The 16396-nt window shown below is 59.0% G+C and carries 17 protein-coding genes; 16 read left to right on the plus strand and 1 reads right to left on the minus strand.

Annotated features, from left to right (window positions below; genetic code table 11):
- The first annotated feature begins 5 nt into the window (after nucleotides 1-5).
- The 11 genes from fabF to PSH65_RS08180 all read left to right on the plus strand — a co-directional run bounded on the left by fabF (nucleotide 6) and on the right by PSH65_RS08180 (nucleotide 9602).
- Nucleotides 6-1250 (plus strand): beta-ketoacyl-ACP synthase II, encoded by a 1245-nt coding sequence (fabF, locus tag PSH65_RS08130; RefSeq protein WP_007904000.1) that lies wholly within the window; start codon nucleotides 6-8, stop codon nucleotides 1248-1250.
- Complete coding sequence (pabC, locus tag PSH65_RS08135; RefSeq protein WP_305425727.1) at nucleotides 1250-2065, plus strand: aminodeoxychorismate lyase; 816 nt, start codon at nucleotides 1250-1252, stop codon at nucleotides 2063-2065. Before fabF ends, pabC begins: the two co-directional genes overlap by 1 nt.
- Nucleotides 2066-2068: 3 nt before the next feature.
- On the plus strand, nucleotides 2069-3271 hold the full coding sequence (gene mltG / locus PSH65_RS08140; RefSeq protein ID WP_305425728.1) for an endolytic transglycosylase MltG: 1203 nt from the start codon (nucleotides 2069-2071) through the stop codon (nucleotides 3269-3271).
- Between the two features lie 19 nt (nucleotides 3272-3290).
- The gene (tmk, locus tag PSH65_RS08145; RefSeq protein WP_305425729.1) at nucleotides 3291-3923 is read left to right on the plus strand and encodes a dTMP kinase; all 633 of its coding nucleotides are present in this window, start codon (nucleotides 3291-3293) and stop codon (nucleotides 3921-3923) included.
- The gene (locus PSH65_RS08150; protein WP_305425730.1) at nucleotides 3916-4902 is read left to right on the plus strand and encodes a DNA polymerase III subunit delta'; all 987 of its coding nucleotides are present in this window, start codon (nucleotides 3916-3918) and stop codon (nucleotides 4900-4902) included. The genes tmk and PSH65_RS08150 overlap by 8 nt, the downstream gene beginning before the upstream one ends.
- Before the next feature lie 43 nt (nucleotides 4903-4945).
- A complete protein-coding gene (locus PSH65_RS08155; protein ID WP_305425732.1) occupies nucleotides 4946-5305 on the plus strand; it encodes a PilZ domain-containing protein in 360 nt (119 codons plus the stop codon).
- Nucleotides 5306-5319: 14 nt separating this feature from the next.
- Nucleotides 5320-6111, plus strand: coding sequence for a TatD family hydrolase (locus PSH65_RS08160; RefSeq protein WP_305425733.1), 792 nt, complete (start codon nucleotides 5320-5322; stop codon nucleotides 6109-6111).
- A gap of 393 nt (nucleotides 6112-6504) precedes the next feature.
- A complete protein-coding gene (locus PSH65_RS08165) occupies nucleotides 6505-7143 on the plus strand; it encodes a TetR/AcrR family transcriptional regulator (RefSeq protein WP_007942012.1) in 639 nt (212 codons plus the stop codon).
- 139 nt (nucleotides 7144-7282) lie between these two features.
- On the plus strand, nucleotides 7283-8251 hold the full coding sequence (locus PSH65_RS08170) for a GTP 3',8-cyclase MoaA (RefSeq protein ID WP_305425735.1): 969 nt from the start codon (nucleotides 7283-7285) through the stop codon (nucleotides 8249-8251).
- Nucleotides 8252-8419: 168 nt separating this feature from the next.
- A complete protein-coding gene (locus tag PSH65_RS08175) occupies nucleotides 8420-9025 on the plus strand; it encodes a DUF4823 domain-containing protein (protein WP_305425736.1) in 606 nt (201 codons plus the stop codon).
- 16 nt (nucleotides 9026-9041) lie between these two features.
- Complete coding sequence (locus PSH65_RS08180; protein WP_305425738.1) at nucleotides 9042-9602, plus strand: DUF1285 domain-containing protein; 561 nt, start codon at nucleotides 9042-9044, stop codon at nucleotides 9600-9602.
- Nucleotides 9603-9663: 61 nt separating this feature from the next.
- Here the strand turns inward: PSH65_RS08180 and PSH65_RS08185 are convergent, their stop codons facing one another.
- On the minus strand, nucleotides 9664-10536 hold the full coding sequence (locus PSH65_RS08185) for a triacylglycerol lipase (protein ID WP_305425739.1): 873 nt from the start codon (nucleotides 10534-10536) through the stop codon (nucleotides 9664-9666).
- Nucleotides 10537-10786: 250 nt separating this feature from the next.
- On the opposite strand from PSH65_RS08185, the gene PSH65_RS08190 reads away from it, so the two are divergent.
- From PSH65_RS08190 to araG, 5 genes are all read left to right on the plus strand, one after another.
- Nucleotides 10787-11503, plus strand: a complete 717-nt coding sequence (locus tag PSH65_RS08190) for a FadR/GntR family transcriptional regulator (protein ID WP_305425740.1) — start codon at nucleotides 10787-10789, stop codon at nucleotides 11501-11503.
- A gap of 175 nt (nucleotides 11504-11678) precedes the next feature.
- The gene (locus tag PSH65_RS08195) at nucleotides 11679-12554 is read left to right on the plus strand and encodes an SMP-30/gluconolactonase/LRE family protein (protein WP_305425741.1); all 876 of its coding nucleotides are present in this window, start codon (nucleotides 11679-11681) and stop codon (nucleotides 12552-12554) included.
- A 273-nt stretch (nucleotides 12555-12827) separates the two neighbouring features.
- On the plus strand, nucleotides 12828-13646 hold the full coding sequence (locus PSH65_RS08200) for an SDR family oxidoreductase (RefSeq protein WP_305425743.1): 819 nt from the start codon (nucleotides 12828-12830) through the stop codon (nucleotides 13644-13646).
- Nucleotides 13647-13776: 130 nt separating this feature from the next.
- A complete protein-coding gene (locus tag PSH65_RS08205; RefSeq protein WP_123494570.1) occupies nucleotides 13777-14781 on the plus strand; it encodes a substrate-binding domain-containing protein in 1005 nt (334 codons plus the stop codon).
- Between the two features lie 66 nt (nucleotides 14782-14847).
- On the plus strand, nucleotides 14848-16392 hold the full coding sequence (gene araG / locus PSH65_RS08210; protein WP_305425747.1) for an L-arabinose ABC transporter ATP-binding protein AraG: 1545 nt from the start codon (nucleotides 14848-14850) through the stop codon (nucleotides 16390-16392).
- Nucleotides 16393-16396: the final 4 nt, after the last annotated feature.

A 16396-nucleotide genomic window follows, 5' to 3' on the forward strand; every position in this document is an offset into this window, starting at 1 on the left:
GTGCTGTGTCGCGTAGACGCGTCGTAGTCACCGGTATGGGTATGTTGTCGCCACTGGGTACGGATGTGCCGAGCAGCTGGCAGGGCATTCTGGCTGGCCGCAGTGGCATTGGTCTGATCGAACACACCGACCTTTCTGCCTATTCCACCCGTTTTGGCGGCTCGGTAAAGGGCTTCAATGTCGAGGAATACCTGTCGGTCAAGGAAGCTCGCAAACTCGACCTGTTCATTCAATACGGTCTGGCTGCAGGTTTTCAAGCCGTGCGTAACGCAGGTCTTGAAGTCACCGACGCCAATCGCGAGCGTATCGGCGTGGCCATGGGGTCGGGTATTGGCGGTCTGACCAATATCGAAGACACCAGCCGCACACTGCATGATTCCGGCCCACGGCGGATTTCTCCGTTTTTCGTGCCTGGCTCGATCATCAATATGATTTCCGGTTTCCTGTCCATCCATCTGGGCGCACAGGGACCTAACTACGCCATCGCCACGGCGTGTACCACCGGTACGCATTGTATCGGCATGGCGGCACGCAACATCATGTACGACGAAGCCGACGTGATGATCGCCGGTGGTGCCGAGATGGCCGCATGTGGTCTGGGCATGGGCGGCTTTGGTGCCTCCCGCGCACTGTCGACCCGCAATGACGAGCCGACCCGTGCCAGCCGTCCATGGGACAAGGGCCGTGATGGCTTCGTGCTGTCCGACGGCGCCGGCGCACTGGTTCTCGAAGAACTGGAGCACGCCAAGGCCCGTGGCGCGACCATCTACGCCGAGCTGATCGGCTTCGGCACCAGTGGCGATGCTTACCACATGACCTCGCCACCAGCCGATGGCGCGGGTGCTGCGCGTTGCATCACCAATGCCTTGCGCGATGCGAAGATCAACAGCGATCAGGTTCAGTACATCAACGCCCACGGCACCTCGACCTCGGCTGGCGACCTCGCCGAAGCCTGTGCGATCAAATCCGTGTTCGGTGATCACGCCTACAAGCTGGCGGTCAGTTCGACCAAATCCATGACCGGTCACCTGTTGGGTGCGGCGGGCGCGGTCGAGGCGATTTTCAGCGTATTGGCAATCAACAGCCAGGTGGCACCGCCGACCATCAACCTCGATGAGCCGGACGAAGGTTGCGACCTAGACTTCGTACCCCACACCGCGCGTGGCATGGATATCGACGTGGTGCTGTCCAACTCCTTCGGATTTGGCGGTACCAATGGCTCGTTGGTGTTCCGCCGGTTCGCTGACTGATGGACAGCTGGGTCGACGGTCAACCGGCTGACGCTTTGTCGCTGAAGGATCGCGGCCTGGCTTACGGTGATGGTCTGTTCGAGACCATCGCGGTCAAGGGCGGGCAGCCGCTGCTGCTGGATCGACATTTGTCGCGTCTGGCCGAGGGTTGTTCGCGCCTGGCGATTGCCGCCGATCATCAACTGATCCGCGCGGAGCTGCTGGCCTATGCCGCCGCGCTGGGCGAGGGCGTGCTCAAACTCATCCTCACTCGCGGCGACAGCCAGCGCGGTTACGCTGCCGATCCCTCGGCTCAGGCTCGACGCATTCTGCAAGGCAATCCTCCTGCGGTTTATCCGGCTGTTCATGCGGAGCAGGGCGTTCGGCTGTTTCCTTGTGCGACACGTCTTTCCAAACAGCCATTGCTCGCCGGGCTCAAGCATCTGAATCGCCTGGAGCAGGTTATCGCCCGTTCCGAATGGCAGGACACCGAGCATGCCGAAGGCTTGATGCTGGATCAGGTCGGGCGGGTGATCGAAGGTGTGTTCAGCAATCTGTTTCTGGTGCGCGATGGCGTGCTGGTGACCGCCAATCTCAAACGCTGTGGCGTGGCGGGTGTGATGCGTGCCGAATTATTGTTTCAAGCCAAGTCATTGGGAATTCCCACGCTAATCACCGATATCACCCTCGAGCAGCTGCAATGGGCTGATGAGGTCTTTGTCTGCAACAGCGTGTATGGCGTTTGGCCGGTGCGCGCCTATGCCGCACTGAGCTGGCCGGTTGGGCCGCTCACCCGTAAACTCCAAACCATTGCCCGTGCGCTACTGGATGCTTGATTCGTGAGACGTAAATTCTTGCTGCTGCTGGAAACCGGATTGGTTCTGGCGGGGCTGTTGGCGGGCGCTTGCGCCTGGAAAATCGATTCGGCGCTGGAACAGCCGCTGAACATCGCCCAGGAAGAGCTGCTGGAAGTGCCCAAAGGCACTACGCCAAACCGCACCTTCCTTCGACTCGAAGCCGATGGCGTCATCAAAGACGCTTTCTGGCTGCGTGTGTATTGGCGCTTCAACCTGGCAGGACAACCGCTGCACAGCGGCGAATACCGCATGGTGCCCGGTATGACAGTCAACGGGTTGATCGACCTGTGGAAGCGCGGAGAAATGGTGCAGTACAGCCTGACACTGGTCGAAGGCTGGAATTTCCATCAGGTTCGCGCGGCCCTGGCCAAGGATGAAAAACTCGAGCAGACCCTCAACGGTCTGAGCGACAGCCAAGTGATGGACAAGCTCGGGCACAGCGGGATTTTCCCCGAAGGACGATTCTTCCCCGACACGTATCGTTTCGTGCGCGGCATGACCGACGTCGATCTGCTCAAGAAAGCTTACGACCGCCTCGACGAGGTCCTCGCCAAGGAATGGAGCCAGCGCGCTGCCGACGTTCCCTACACGGAGCCCTATCAAGCGCTGATCATGGCCTCGCTGGTGGAAAAGGAAACCGGTGTGCCGCAGGAGCGTCGGCAGATCGCCGGCGTGTTCGTGCGGCGCATGGAGATGGGCATGCTGTTGCAGACCGATCCGACCGTGATTTATGGTCTGGGTGATCGTTACAACGGCAAATTGACCCGTGCTCATCTCAAGGAACCGACGCCGTATAACACTTACATGATTGCTGGTCTGCCGCCGACGCCGATTGCGATGGTGGGTCGCGAAGCGATCCATGCGGCGTTGAATCCGGCGGACGGCAACAGCCTGTATTTTGTCGCGCGCGGTGATGGCAGCCACGTGTTCTCCGATGATCTGGATGCTCACAATAATGCGGTGCGCGAGTACCAGATCAATCGACGTGCCGATTACCGGTCCAGCCCTGCGCCGACTGTTACGCCGTCGACGGAGGATACTCAGGCCCCGATCCCGGCGGCTTCGCCCAATACGGCGCCCGAAGACCTGCCACCCGTAGCGCCGCAAGATTCCGTGCAAGACCCCGCACAAGAACCTGCGCCAGCCCCCGAAGCGGATGCGCCCGCGCCGCAAAGCCCGCAATGACTCTGACTAAGGACTGCCTGTGACTGGCTTGTTTATTACCCTGGAAGGCCCGGAAGGTGCCGGCAAGAGCACCAATCGCGAATACCTGGCCGAGCGTCTGCGCGCTGCCGGGATCGAGGTGGTGTTGACCCGGGAGCCCGGCGGCACGCCCTTGGCCGAACGAATCCGTGACGTGCTGTTGGCGCCGGTCGATGAGGTGATGAATCCCGACACCGAGCTGCTGTTGGTGTTCGCCGCGCGAGCCCAGCATCTGGCCGAGGTGATCCGCCCGGCGCTGGCCCGTGGCGCGGTGGTCTTGTGCGATCGTTTTACCGATTCGACCTATGCCTATCAGGGCGGCGGTCGCGGTTTGTCACTGGAGCGCATTGCGACCCTCGAAACATTCGTGCAGGGCGATCTACGCCCGGACTTGACACTGATCTTCGATCTGCCGGTGGAAGTGGGCCTGGCCCGGGCCAGCGCCCGCGGTCGCCTGGATCGCTTCGAGCTCGAAGGTCGAGCGTTTTTCGATGCAGTGCGCAATGCCTTCCTCGAGCGTGCCAAAGCAGATCCTGCGCGTCATGTTCTGGTGGATGCCGCTCAGCCGCTAGCGCAGGTTCAACAGTCTCTGGATGCCTTGTTGCCACGTCTGCTGGAGCTGACCCGTGGCTGAAGCCTATCCGTGGCAGGACAGTCTCTGGCAGCAATTGGCCGGCCGTGCCCAGCACGCCCATGCCTATTTGCTGCATGGCCCGGCCGGGATCGGCAAGCGGGCGCTGGCTGAGCGTCTGATGGCCCATTTGTTGTGTCAGCGCCCGACCTCCCAAGACGCCTGCGGTGAGTGCAAATCCTGTTTGTTGCTGAAGGCCGGCAGCCACCCCGACAACTACATCCTGGAGCCGGAAGAAGCAGACAAGGCGATCAAGGTCGATCAGGTGCGTGATCTGGTCAGCTTCGTGGTTCAGACCGCGCAGATGGGCGGCCGCAAAGTGGTGCTGATCGAGCCGGTCGAATCGATGAATATCAACGCTGCCAACGCCTTGCTGAAAAGCCTTGAAGAGCCGTCCGGCGATACCGTATTGCTGTTGGTCAGCCACCAGACCAGTCGTCTGCTGCCGACTATCAAGAGCCGTTGCGTGCAGCAAGCCTGTCCGTTGCCAAGCGAGGCGATGAGTCTGGCCTGGCTGGCCAACGCTTTGCCGGACTGTTCGGAAGAAGAGCGCATTGAACTGCTGACCCTGGCCGCCGGTTCGCCATTGGCCGCAGTGAAATTGCAGGCACAGGGCGTGCGCGAACAGCGGGCTCTGGTGGTTGAGGGTGTGAAAAAGTTGCTCAAGCAACAGCAATCGCCGACGCAACTGGCCGAGGAGTGGAAAACCATTCCCATGCTGCTGCTGTTCGACTGGTTCTGCGATTGGTCGAGCCTGATTCTGCGTTATCAATTGACTCAGGATGAAGCAGGGCTGGGCCTGGCAGACATGCGCAAGGTGATTCAGTACCTGGCGCAGAAATCCGCACAGGACAAAGTCTTGAATATCCAGGACTGGATTCTCGCCCAACGGCAGAAAGTAATGAGCAAGGCCAACCTCAATTCGGCGTTGTTGCTGGAGGCGCTGTTGGTGCAATGGGTATCCTTGCCTACCCAGAAGTGACCGTCTGACACTAGACTCTGATCATCAGACAGTGGAGGTCAACATGAACGAACCCATCAGTCCGGGGCCGCGAAATGGCATTTTGTCCTTGACCATCAAAGACAGGGCCGTGCTCTACGCGGCCTATATGCCGTTCATCAAAAACGGCGGCCTGTTTATCCCGACCAACAAAAGCTACAAGTTGGGTGATGAGGATTTTTTCATGCTGCTGCACCTGATGGACGAACCGGAAAAGATTCCGGTTGCCGGCAAGGTTACCTGGATCACCCCCAAAGGCGCCCAAGGCAACCGCGCCGCCGGGGTTGGCGTGCAATTCAACGAAGGCGACAACACCGCGCGCAGTCGCATCGAAACCCATCTGGCCGGAGCCCTGAAGTCCGACCGTCCCACTCATACGATGTAAGTTGCAGCCCTTTTATGCTCGTAGATTCCCATTGCCACCTTGATCGCCTCGACCTCACCGCCCACGACGGCTCCCTGGATGCTGCACTCGATGCAGCCCGTGAGCGCGGGGTAGGGCACTTTCTGTGTATTGGCGTCAGCGCCGATAATGCCGCCGACGTCAAAGCCCTGGCTGAACACTACGACGACGTTGATTGTTCGGTCGGCGTGCATCCGCTGGATGTACAGCCAGGTGCCGCTCCGGCGCTGGACTGGCTGTTGCGCGAACTCAATCATCCTCGGGTGGTGGCAATCGGTGAAACCGGCCTGGATTACCACTACGAGCCGGAAGCGGCGCAATTGCAGCAGGAATCGTTCTGTCTGCACTTGCAAGCGGCGCAACAGACCGGAAAGCCGGTAATCATCCACACCCGTGGCGCCCGGGCCGACACCCTTGAGCTGCTACGCGAAGCGGCACTGCCTCAAGCGGGCGTGCTGCATTGCTTCACCGAAGACTGGGAGATGGCCAAGGCTGCTCTGGACATGGGGTATTACATTTCCTTGTCCGGTATTGTCACTTTTCGCAATGCCGATGCCCTGCGGGATGTGGCCAGCAAGGTGCCGGCTGACCGGTTACTGGTAGAAACCGACTCGCCGTACCTGGCGCCGATCCCGTATCGCGGTAAACCGAACCTGCCGCAATACGTACGTGAGGTAGCGGAATTTCTGGCAATGTTGCGAGGTGAGTCCTACGAGCGATTTGCCGAGCAGACCACCGAGAATTTCAAGCGCTTGTTCCCGTTGGCGCACGTTGGGGCATCGGTGTAACGTTAGAAAAGATTGCAGTCTTCGGCAGCTCCCAAGGGCTTTGGCCGCTGAATCGCAGGCAAAAAAAACCCGGGTTCTGGGGGGTGAATCCGGGTTAAGACCATTAGGAGTAAAACAAAGGCACGCAATCCTTTGGTACCTTCATCGGCGCGACACTTGGGGGAGATGCCTCGCCGACAGTTGAAGTATTGATCAGTATTGCGCCGAGTCCAGTTTAGCTGGTCGGGTTTTTAAACAAATTTGGAATACGCGCGCTTCGGTTGAGTTCTCATTGACTGGCGAGGTAGCCTGAATTCATCAAGAAACACATATATGGTCGGATGATCCGTGCATTTTTGCGTAAGTTAGGCATAATACGCGGCTTCGAATTTTGACCCCTACAGACCTTTTCTTATGCATAAAGAACCTCGTAAGGTCCGTGAGTTTCGTCGCCGCGAGCAAGAAATTCTCGATACCGCGCTCAAGCTGTTCCTCGAACAAGGTGAAGACAGTGTCACCGTCGAGATGATTGCTGATGCCGTCGGTATCGGCAAAGGCACGATCTACAAGCACTTCAAATCCAAGGCGGAGATCTATCTGCGCCTGATGCTTGATTACGAGCGCGATTTGAACGAGCTGTTGCATTCCGCCGATGTCGATAAGGACAAGGAAGCCCTGTCCCGGGCCTACTTCGAATTCCGCATGCGCGATCCGCAACGCTATCGGTTGTTCGATCGCCTGGAAGAAAAGGTGGTCAAGGGCAACCAGGTGCCGGAGATGGTCGAGGAACTGCACAAGATCCGCGCCTCGAACTTCGAACGCCTGACCCTGTTGATCAAGGGCCGGATCAGCGAAGGCAAGCTCGAAGACGTACCGCCTTACTTCCATTACTGCGCGGCCTGGGCGCTGGTACACGGCGCCGTGGCGCTGTATCACTCGCCGTTCTGGAGCAACGTGCTGGAAGATCAGGAAGGTTTCTTCCAGTTCCTGATGGACATCGGCGTGCGCATGGGCAACAAGCGCAAGCGCGACACCGACACGCCGAGCAGCTGAACCATTCAGTTGTCTTATTGCGCCATGATTTAGCTACATGGCGCAGTACCGCAGGAATATACTCAGGCATAGGGCTTGCTAAAACTTGATTTGTGAGTCAAGTTTTGCGCGTTCGAATCTTCTTTCGCCGGAGTGATCCATGATCGTTGACCGTCAAGGCAGGCGTTTTCGCAATTTGCGGATCAGTCTGACCTCAGCCTGCAACTACGCTTGTACCTACTGCGTGCCCAATGGCAAGCGGCTGGTGGCTGCGCAGGATGAGTTGTCGGCGGAGGCCATGGCACGCGGCGTGGCCTATCTGATCGAGGCCGCGGGCATCGAGCGCTTGCGTATTACCGGTGGTGAGCCACTGGTCAGTCCCAAACTCGAAGCCTTCATGACTGCCGTCGGGCAGATGGGTCTGGCGGATATCAGCCTGACCACCAATGGCCAGTTGCTGGCGAAGAAGCTGCCCCTGCTGATGGATGCCGGCATTCGGCGCATCAACGTTTCCCTCGATACCCTGGATGCCAGCGCTTTCCGCAGCATTGCGCGCGGCGGTGATCTGGCGACCGTCCTCCACGGCATGGACCAGGCCGCCGCGGCTGGCATGAAGATCAAGGTCAATATGGTGCCGCTGCGCGGGCAGAACCTCGATCAAGTGATGCCGTTGCTCGACTACTGCCTGGAGCGCGGCTACGAGTTGCGTTTCATCGAGTTGATGCGCATGGGCCATCTGGCCAGCGACTCCAACGCCTTCCTGCAGCAGTTTGTCAGCCTTCAGCAGTTGCTGAGCCTGATCGGCGAGCGCTACGAGTACCTTCAGGCCGATGCGCCGGTCGATGCCACGGCGGTGCGTTACCAGATTCCAGGGCTGGGCCACTTCGGCGTGATCGCCAACGAAAGCGTTCCGTTTTGCCGCACCTGTTCGCGTCTACGCTTGTCGTCCACTGGTTGGCTGCATGGCTGCCTGTCGTCGAGCAATCGCCACTATGTTGGCGATCTGCTGGACAAACCTCGTCACCAGGCGCTGCCGGCCTTGCAGCGACTGCTGGTCAAAGCCTTGGGGGACAAGCAGGAAGTAGCGTTCTCCGGTGGCGCGACCATCATGAAGATTATTGGCGGCTGATCCGACGTTATCGCGGGCAAGCCACGCTCCCACAGGTACTGTGAAAACCTGTGGGAGCGTGGCTTGCCCGCGATTGCAATCTATCAGGCGACGCTATCTTGAGCTGGCGCGGAAGCTGCATCCCATGGCCATTCGCCGGTTTTCCGTCACCGGCCTCTGGAGGGTAGGATGCGTAGCCTGGTTTTGCTGCTGGCCGTTTTGGCGCTTGGTGGCTGCATGAATGTCAGCGATATGGCCGAAGGGACTCGCTACCATATGAGCGACGCGGGCCTGCTGGACCACAGCGACAGCCGTCGCGTGAATAACTTCCGCATTCAGCCGGACTCGTTCATTTACATTGCCCAGGGTGCCTTCGCGCCGCCGGGCAGTGCCTACCCGCGACCTAACGTGGTGGCCGAAGAGGCCTTCAACGGCTTTATCGAATATTTCCCGATGGTCCGCCGCGCCCGCGCGCCGGAAGGTCTCGACGCTGCCATGGGCGAAGCCCGTGCCGCCGGCGCCCATTACCTGCTTTACACCCGTTTCGCCAAGGCCGACGACCGCATCGGCAACTCGGACGAATGGCTCGACCAGGAACACGTGGATCGCCTCGGAATCGATAACGGCGTGATTCAGATCATGTTGATCGAGACCAGCACCCAGTATTTGATCGATACTGCACGTATCAAGAGTCGTGGCGGTTTACTGACGTTCCATGACAACAAACCAGAAGACTTGCTGGGCCCGCCGCTGGAGCAATACGCTCGTAGCCTGCTGGGGCTCAGCGACCAGTAATTAAAAGGAGAACGCCATGAGTGGCCCGCAAAAAGCCAACGATCTGTTGGGGCAAATCCCCAAAACCAAAGGCTTGCCGCCGGTCCACTTGTGGAACCCCGATTTCTGCGGCGATATCGACATGCGCATCGCCCGCGACGGCACCTGGTATTACCTGGGCACGCCGATCGGGCGCAAGCCGATGGTCAAGCTGTTCTCCACCATCATTCGCCGCGACGGCGATGAGTACTTCCTGATTACCCCGGTCGAAAAGGTTGGCATCAAGGTCGACGACGCACCGTTCGTGGCGATTGCCGTGGAGGTCGAAGGCGAGGGTGAAGCCCAGCTCTTGCGCTTTACCACCAACGTCGATGAAACGGCCGATGCCGGCGCCGAGCACCCTATGCGTGTAGTCATTGATCCGATCACTCAGGAACCCGCGCCGTATGTGCATGTGCGCACCAACCTTGAAGCGCTGATTCACCGCAATGTGTTCTACCAGCTGGTGGAACTGGCGGTGACCCGTGAGATCGAGGGGCAGCGCTGGCTGGGCGTGTGGAGCGGTGGCGAGTTTTTCCCTATCGGGCTTGAGCCTTAATACTGTGTTTCTGTGCTGTAAAAAAACGGCCCGTTGTTTCAACGGGCCGTTTTTTTGGGGCTTACAAACCTTTGCTCTTGAGTCGCGCAGCATGTTCCAGGTAGAGCCCGACCGGACTCACGTTCCAACTGTTGATCCCAGCCATCTGATTGACCGCGTCGAAATGGTCCATGGGGTAATCCGATCGAATCACTTTGCCCAGATGCGAGCTGTATTGACCGACCAGTCCATCGTTGGCGTGCATCTCTTTATAAAATAACTTGGACAGCACTTTACAGTTCAAATGGGTCGGGTCGAGGAGTTGCAGACTTTGGAAGTTCTGCACGATCCCGCTCCAGGAGTAGTAATACACGCCGTTTTCAACTTCGTTGCCTTCACCGCCCCAAACCTTTGGCACTCCTTGCGGGTACTTGCGATTAAAGGCAGCCAAGCCTGCGCTGGTCAGCGATTCGAAAGCCGCTTGAGGATCCACGGCGTTTTCCGGGTGGCCGCTGATCAAAGAAATGAAAGTGCCGACCGCGCTTAACAGGGCCAATACAAACGCTTCGGGCAACTCTCCGGGCGTCAGTGCCTTATGCAATTGGTCGGCAATCTCGGAACCATGATTGGGGCAACTGACCGAGGTGACCGACGCGACCTTTTCCGGGTGCAAGGCTGCTACATAGCGTGCGGCCAGAGGGCCTTGGCTATGGCCGATCAGATTGACCTTGGCAGCTCCGGTCTCCAGCAAAATGCGGTTGACGTGTTCGAGCAGTTTTTCACCGCGTTCCTCATTGCCGTTGACGGCTGGAATATTGACGGCAAACACCTGGGCGCCAGCGCGTTCCAGGGCTTCCTCGATTTCAAAGAAGTAGGGATAACCGGCGATTTTATCGAAGCCGAAAAGACCGTGAACCAACACAATGGGGTATTTCGTAGACGCATCCATGTCCATGTTCATACCTGTCGATAGCGGATTTGAAGGGGAACAGATCACTGACAGCCCGATCTGCTGCGGCTAACCGTAGTTTACAAAGTGGATGGGATCAAAGCGCTTCGGGCAGGATTCGGACGAACAGCCATGTTCGTCTTGGCAGGTCACCTGAAAATCCAATTGACACTCAATCATATGATGATTAGCGTGGACACCCATCGCAAACGGCTTTGCATCGTTTGTTTTTTTATCACCGGTCGATGAGGTGTCCATGTCCAGCAGTTTTCATGCGTCGACGGTCGACTGGCTGGGGTGCTGGATTGCTGCCGGCCAGGTTAAACCCGGCGAAACCATCAAGGTCGAAGCTGATCTGGGCGAGCAACTCGGTGTCAGCCGCACGGTCATCCGCGAAGCCATCAAAACCCTGGTCGCCAAAGGCATGCTCGAAGTTGGGCCGAAGGTCGGCACACGCGTATTGCCGGTGCGGCGCTGGAATCTCTTCGATCCGCAAGTCGTCGGCTGGCTGTCGCGCAGCGGCTTACCGGAAAACTTCGTCGACGACTTGCTCGATCTGCGCCGCACCATCGAACCCATGGCGGTGCGCTGGGCTTGCGAGCGGGCGACGGTGGACCAAGTGCAAGCCGTACGCCAGGCCTATAACGCGCTGGAACGGGCAGTGGACAGCGGCATCGATTACAACCGCGCCGACCAGTTCTTTCACGAGTGCATTCTCGCCGCCAGCCACAATCAGTTCATCGAACAAATGGTCCCGGCCCTCGGCGCGTTGCTGGCAGTGTCTTTCGAAGTGTCTGCCGCCGACCCGGACGAACTGCGCCGAACCTTGCCAATCCACAAAGACATGGCCGACGCCATCGCCGCCCGGGATGCCGCGCGGGGTGTGTGGGCCTGCATGACCCTGATCGATAACGCGGACCTGGCGATCAAACGCTTCTACCCACAAGTCATGGCCGATAAAAAAGCCAGCTAAAGATAAAGACCTGTGGGAGCGTGGCTTGCCCGCGAAGAATGCACCGCGGTTTTTCAGGTATTACGCGTCATCGTTCTTCGCGGGCAAGCCGCGCTCCCACAGGTTTGCGGGGTAAGCCTCCTCCCATACAGGCTCGCTCCCACATAAAAGATAAAGCAGTGAAAAAGGAGGTTTCATGACGTGGACTGCGGTTACCGGACACCGTGCGCAACTCGGCGAAGGCCCGTTTTGGGATGCTCCGACCCAGGCGCTGTATTGGGTAGATATCGCCGGTAAACAAGTGCTCCGACTGATCGGCGCCAATGTGCAAATCTGGCAGATGCCGGAACATGTGTCCGCATTCATCCCCTGCGAAAGCGGCGATGCCCTGGTGACATTGAGCAGTGGGGTTTATCGGCTGGATCTGGATTCTCCAGGCCTGGAACCTCGGCTGACCTTGTTCTGCGTCGCCGATCCGCAACCCGGCAATCGCCCCAACGAAGCCCGTTGCGATGCCCAGGGCCGGCTCTGGCTGGGCACCATGCAAAACAACATCGGTGAGCAGGGCGAAGATTTGCCCGTCGCGCACCGCTCGGGTGGCCTGTTTCGCATCGACCGTGATGCTCGGGTCACGCCGCTGCTTCGAGGATTAGGCATTCCCAACACGTTGCTGTGGAGCGATGACGGGACAACCCTGTATTTCGCCGACAGCCTCGACAGCACGCTTTACCGGCATTTCATCCATGCCGACGGCAACCTGGACACCGCCTATGTCTGGTTCGGCCCCCACGAACGTGGTGGCCCCGACGGCTCGGCGATGGATGCCGAAGGCTATATATGGAACGCCCGCTGGGATGGCAGTTGTCTGCTTAGACTGAACCCAGACGGTTATGTGGATCGGGTAATCGAACTGCCGGTCAGCCGTCCCACCAGTTGCGTGTTCGGTGGTGAAGACCTCAAAACCCTGTACATCACCAGCGCCGCAAGCCCGCTCAATCATCCGTTGGACGGCGCGCTGTTATCGATTCGAATGGATGTGCCCGGAAAACCCTGTCAGCGATTTGCTGGATAAATCCCAAAATATGGGATGCAAAATTATATATTGAGATTATTTGGTGGTCGGGTTTATAGTCGGCCCCATCAGTTACACGCACTCACACTTAAAAAAACAAAACAGGTGAAGTGATGCAGCGATATTCCACCGCACTCCCTTGCGGAGTCAGTGCTTCAGGCCGCCTCCGCGCCCGGGCGTTTTCGCGCCTGGCTGCCTATTCCCAACAGCTTTTTGACCGGACATCGACAGATGCCCGGTTTTCGTCGTGCCTTCGAACAGGAGTGTTGATCCATGGCTGAACCTCTTTCCTTGCCACCGGTGCCCGAACCGCCCAAGGGTGAGCGTCTGAAAAACAAGGTCGTGCTGCTGACCGGCGCCGCTCAGGGGATCGGCGAAGCGATCGTCGCGACCTTCGCCTCTCAGCAGGCCAAGCTGATCATCAGTGATATCCAGGCCGAGAAAGTCGAAAAAGTCGCATCCCACTGGCGTGACCAAGGCGCGGATGTCGTGGCGATCAAGGCCGATGTGTCGCGCCAGCACGACCTGCACGCCATGGCTGAATTGGCTATCGAACTTCACGGCCGGATCGATGTGCTGGTCAACTGCGCCGGGGTCAACGTGTTTCGCGACCCGCTGCAAATGACCGAGGAAGACTGGCGTCGCTGCTTCGCCATCGACCTGGACGGCGCCTGGTATGGCTGTAAAGCCGTGCTGCCGCAAATGATCGAGCAGGGCATCGGCAGCATCATCAACATCGCCTCGACCCACTCCACTCACATCATTCCCGGCTGCTTCCCGTACCCGGTGGCCAAGCATGGCTTGCTCGGGCTGACCCGCGCCTTGGGCATCGAATACGCACCCAAGGGTATTCGGGTCAACGCTATCGCACCGGGCTACATCGAAACCCAACTGAACGTCGATTACTGGAACGGTTTTGCCGACCCCCATGCCGAACGTCAGCGCGCCTTCGACCTGCATCCACCGCGGCGCATCGGCCAGCCGATTGAAGTGGCGATGACCGCTGTGTTCCTGGCCAGTGATGAGGCGCCATTCATCAACGCTTCGTGCATCACCATCGATGGTGGTCGTTCGGTCATGTACCACGACTGAATAACGCGGATTTCAGACGCGAAATTACGTCTGAAATCCAATCATCATACGATATGACTATTGGCTGCATGCTTCGACTGCTGTATTGGCTTTCAAATAACGCTCAAAAAAAATAACAAGGAGTCAGCTTATGAAACGTCGTCGTGGGATCCGTTCCCTGTGCTGTGCCGCTTTGGCGGTCACGGCGGTCAGCCTGAGCAGTACGTTGCTGGCGGCCGAGGAAGTGAAGATCGGTTTTCTGGTCAAGCAAGCGGAAGAGCCCTGGTTCCAGACGGAATGGGCCTTCGCCGAAAAGGCCGGAAAGGACAAGGGCTTCACCGTCATCAAGATCGCCGTGCCTGACGGTGAGAAAACCCTCTCGGCCATCGACAGCCTGGCGGCCAACGGCGCCAAGGGCTTCGTGATTTGCCCGCCGGACGTGTCCCTCGGCCCGGCAATCATGGCCAAGGCCAAGCTCAACGGTTTGAAAGTGATCGCTGTCGATGACCGTTTCGTCGATGCCGGCGGCAAGTTCATGGAGGACGTGCCGTACCTCGGCATGGCGGCCTTCGAAGTCGGCCAGAAGCAAGGCGCCGCCATGGCCACCGAAGCGAAAAAACGCGGCTGGGACTGGAAAGACACCTACGCGGTGATCAACACCTACAACGAACTCGATACCGGTAAGAAACGCACTGATGGTTCTGTCAAAGCGCTGGAAGACGCCGGGATGCCGAAAGACCACATCCTCTTCTCGGCCCTGAAAACCCTCGACGTGCCGGGCAGCATGGACGCCACCAACTCGGCCTTGGTGAAGCTTCCGGGTGCGGCGAAAAACCTGATCATCGGCGGCATGAACGACAACACCGTGCTGGGCGGCGTGCGCGCCACCGAAAGCGCCGGTTTTGCCGCGGCCAACGTGATCGGCATCGGCATCAACGGCACCGATGCCATCGGCGAACTGAAGAAACCCAACAGCGGCTTCTTCGGCTCGATGCTGCCGAGTCCGCACATCGAGGGCTACAACACCGCGAGCATGATGTACGAGTGGGTCACCACCGGCAAAGAGCCGCCGAAATACACCGCGATGGATGACGTTACGCTGATCACGCGCGACAACTTCAAGCAGGAACTGGAAAAAATCGGCCTGTGGAACTGAGGCGCGGTTGATTTCATCGGCGGCCCTGGCGACGGGGCTGCCTGACCGGTGTGATGAGGTGGGTTTATGCACGCGCAAGTACAAACACATGAACAGAGTAGCGGCGGCAGCCTGCGCTTCAACGGGATCGGCAAAACCTTTCCCGGGGTGAAGGCGCTGGACGGCATCAGCTTCGTCGCCCATCCGGGGCAGGTTCACGCCTTGATGGGCGAGAACGGCGCCGGTAAATCCACGCTGCTGAAAATCCTTGGCGGTGCTTACACGCCGAGCAGTGGCGATCTGCAGATCGGCGAGCAGTCGATGGCTTTCAAGTCCACCGCCGACAGCATTGGCAGCGGGGTCGCGGTGATCCATCAGGAGCTGCACCTGGTACCGGAAATGACCGTCGCCGAGAACCTGTTTCTCGGGCATCTGCCGGCGAGTTTCGGTCTGATCAATCGCGGCGTTTTGCGGCAACAGGCATTGGCCTGCCTTAAAGGCCTGGCCGATGAAATCGACCCGCAAGAGAAAGTCGGGCGCTTGTCCCTCGGCCAGCGGCAACTGGTGGAAATTGCCAAGGCGTTGTCCCGTGGCGCGCATGTGATTGCGTTCGACGAACCCACCAGCAGCCTGTCGGCACGGGAAATCGATCGCTTGATGGCGATCATCGGTCGCCTGCGCGACGAAGGCAAAGTAGTGCTTTACGTCTCCCATCGCATGGAAGAAGTGTTCCGTATCTGCAACGCGGTGACAGTGTTCAAGGACGGTCGCTTCGTGCGCACTTTCGAGGACATGAGCGCGCTGACCCATGATCAGTTAGTGACGTGCATGGTCGGTCGCGACATTCAGGATATCTACGATTACCGCAGCCGTCCGCGTGGCGCGGTGGCGCTCAAGGTCGACGGGTTACTGGGGCCGGGCTTGCGCGAGCCGGTGAGTTTCGAGGCGCACAAGGGTGAAATCCTCGGGCTGTTCGGCCTGGTCGGGGCCGGGCGCACCGAGTTGTTCCGAATGCTCAGTGGGCTGACGCGTAACACCGCCGGACGCCTGGAGTTGCGCGGTCGTGAACTGAAACTGCGTTCGCCGCGCGATGCCATTGCGGCGGGGATTCTGCTGTGCCCCGAGGACCGCAAGAAGGAGGGCATCCTGCCGCTCGCAAGCGTCGCCGAGAACATCAACATCAGCGCTCGCGGCGCCCATTCCACCTTCGGCTGCCTGTTGCGCGGCTTGTGGGAAAAGGACAATGCCGACAAGCAGATCAAGGCGCTGAAGGTGAAGACGCCCAACGCGGCGCAGAAAATCATGTACCTGTCCGGCGGCAATCAGCAGAAGGCGATTCTCGGTCGCTGGCTGTCGATGCCGATGAAAGTCCTGCTGCTCGACGAGCCCACCCGGGGAATCGACATCGGTGCCAAAGCCGAGATCTACCAGATCATCCATAACCTGGCGGCCAGTGGCATCGCGGTGATTGTGGTGTCCAGCGACCTGATGGAAGTCATGGGTATTTCCGACCGCATCCTGGTGCTCTGCGAAGGCGCGATGCGCGGCGAACTGACCCGTGAACAAGCCAATGAATCCAACCTGCTGCAACTGGCGTTGCCACGCCAACGCGCTGCCGACGTGGCGAACTGAGAGG

This window comes from Pseudomonas sp. FP603 (genome assembly GCF_030687415.1).
GTDB lineage: Bacteria > Pseudomonadota > Gammaproteobacteria > Pseudomonadales > Pseudomonadaceae > Aquipseudomonas > Aquipseudomonas wuhanensis.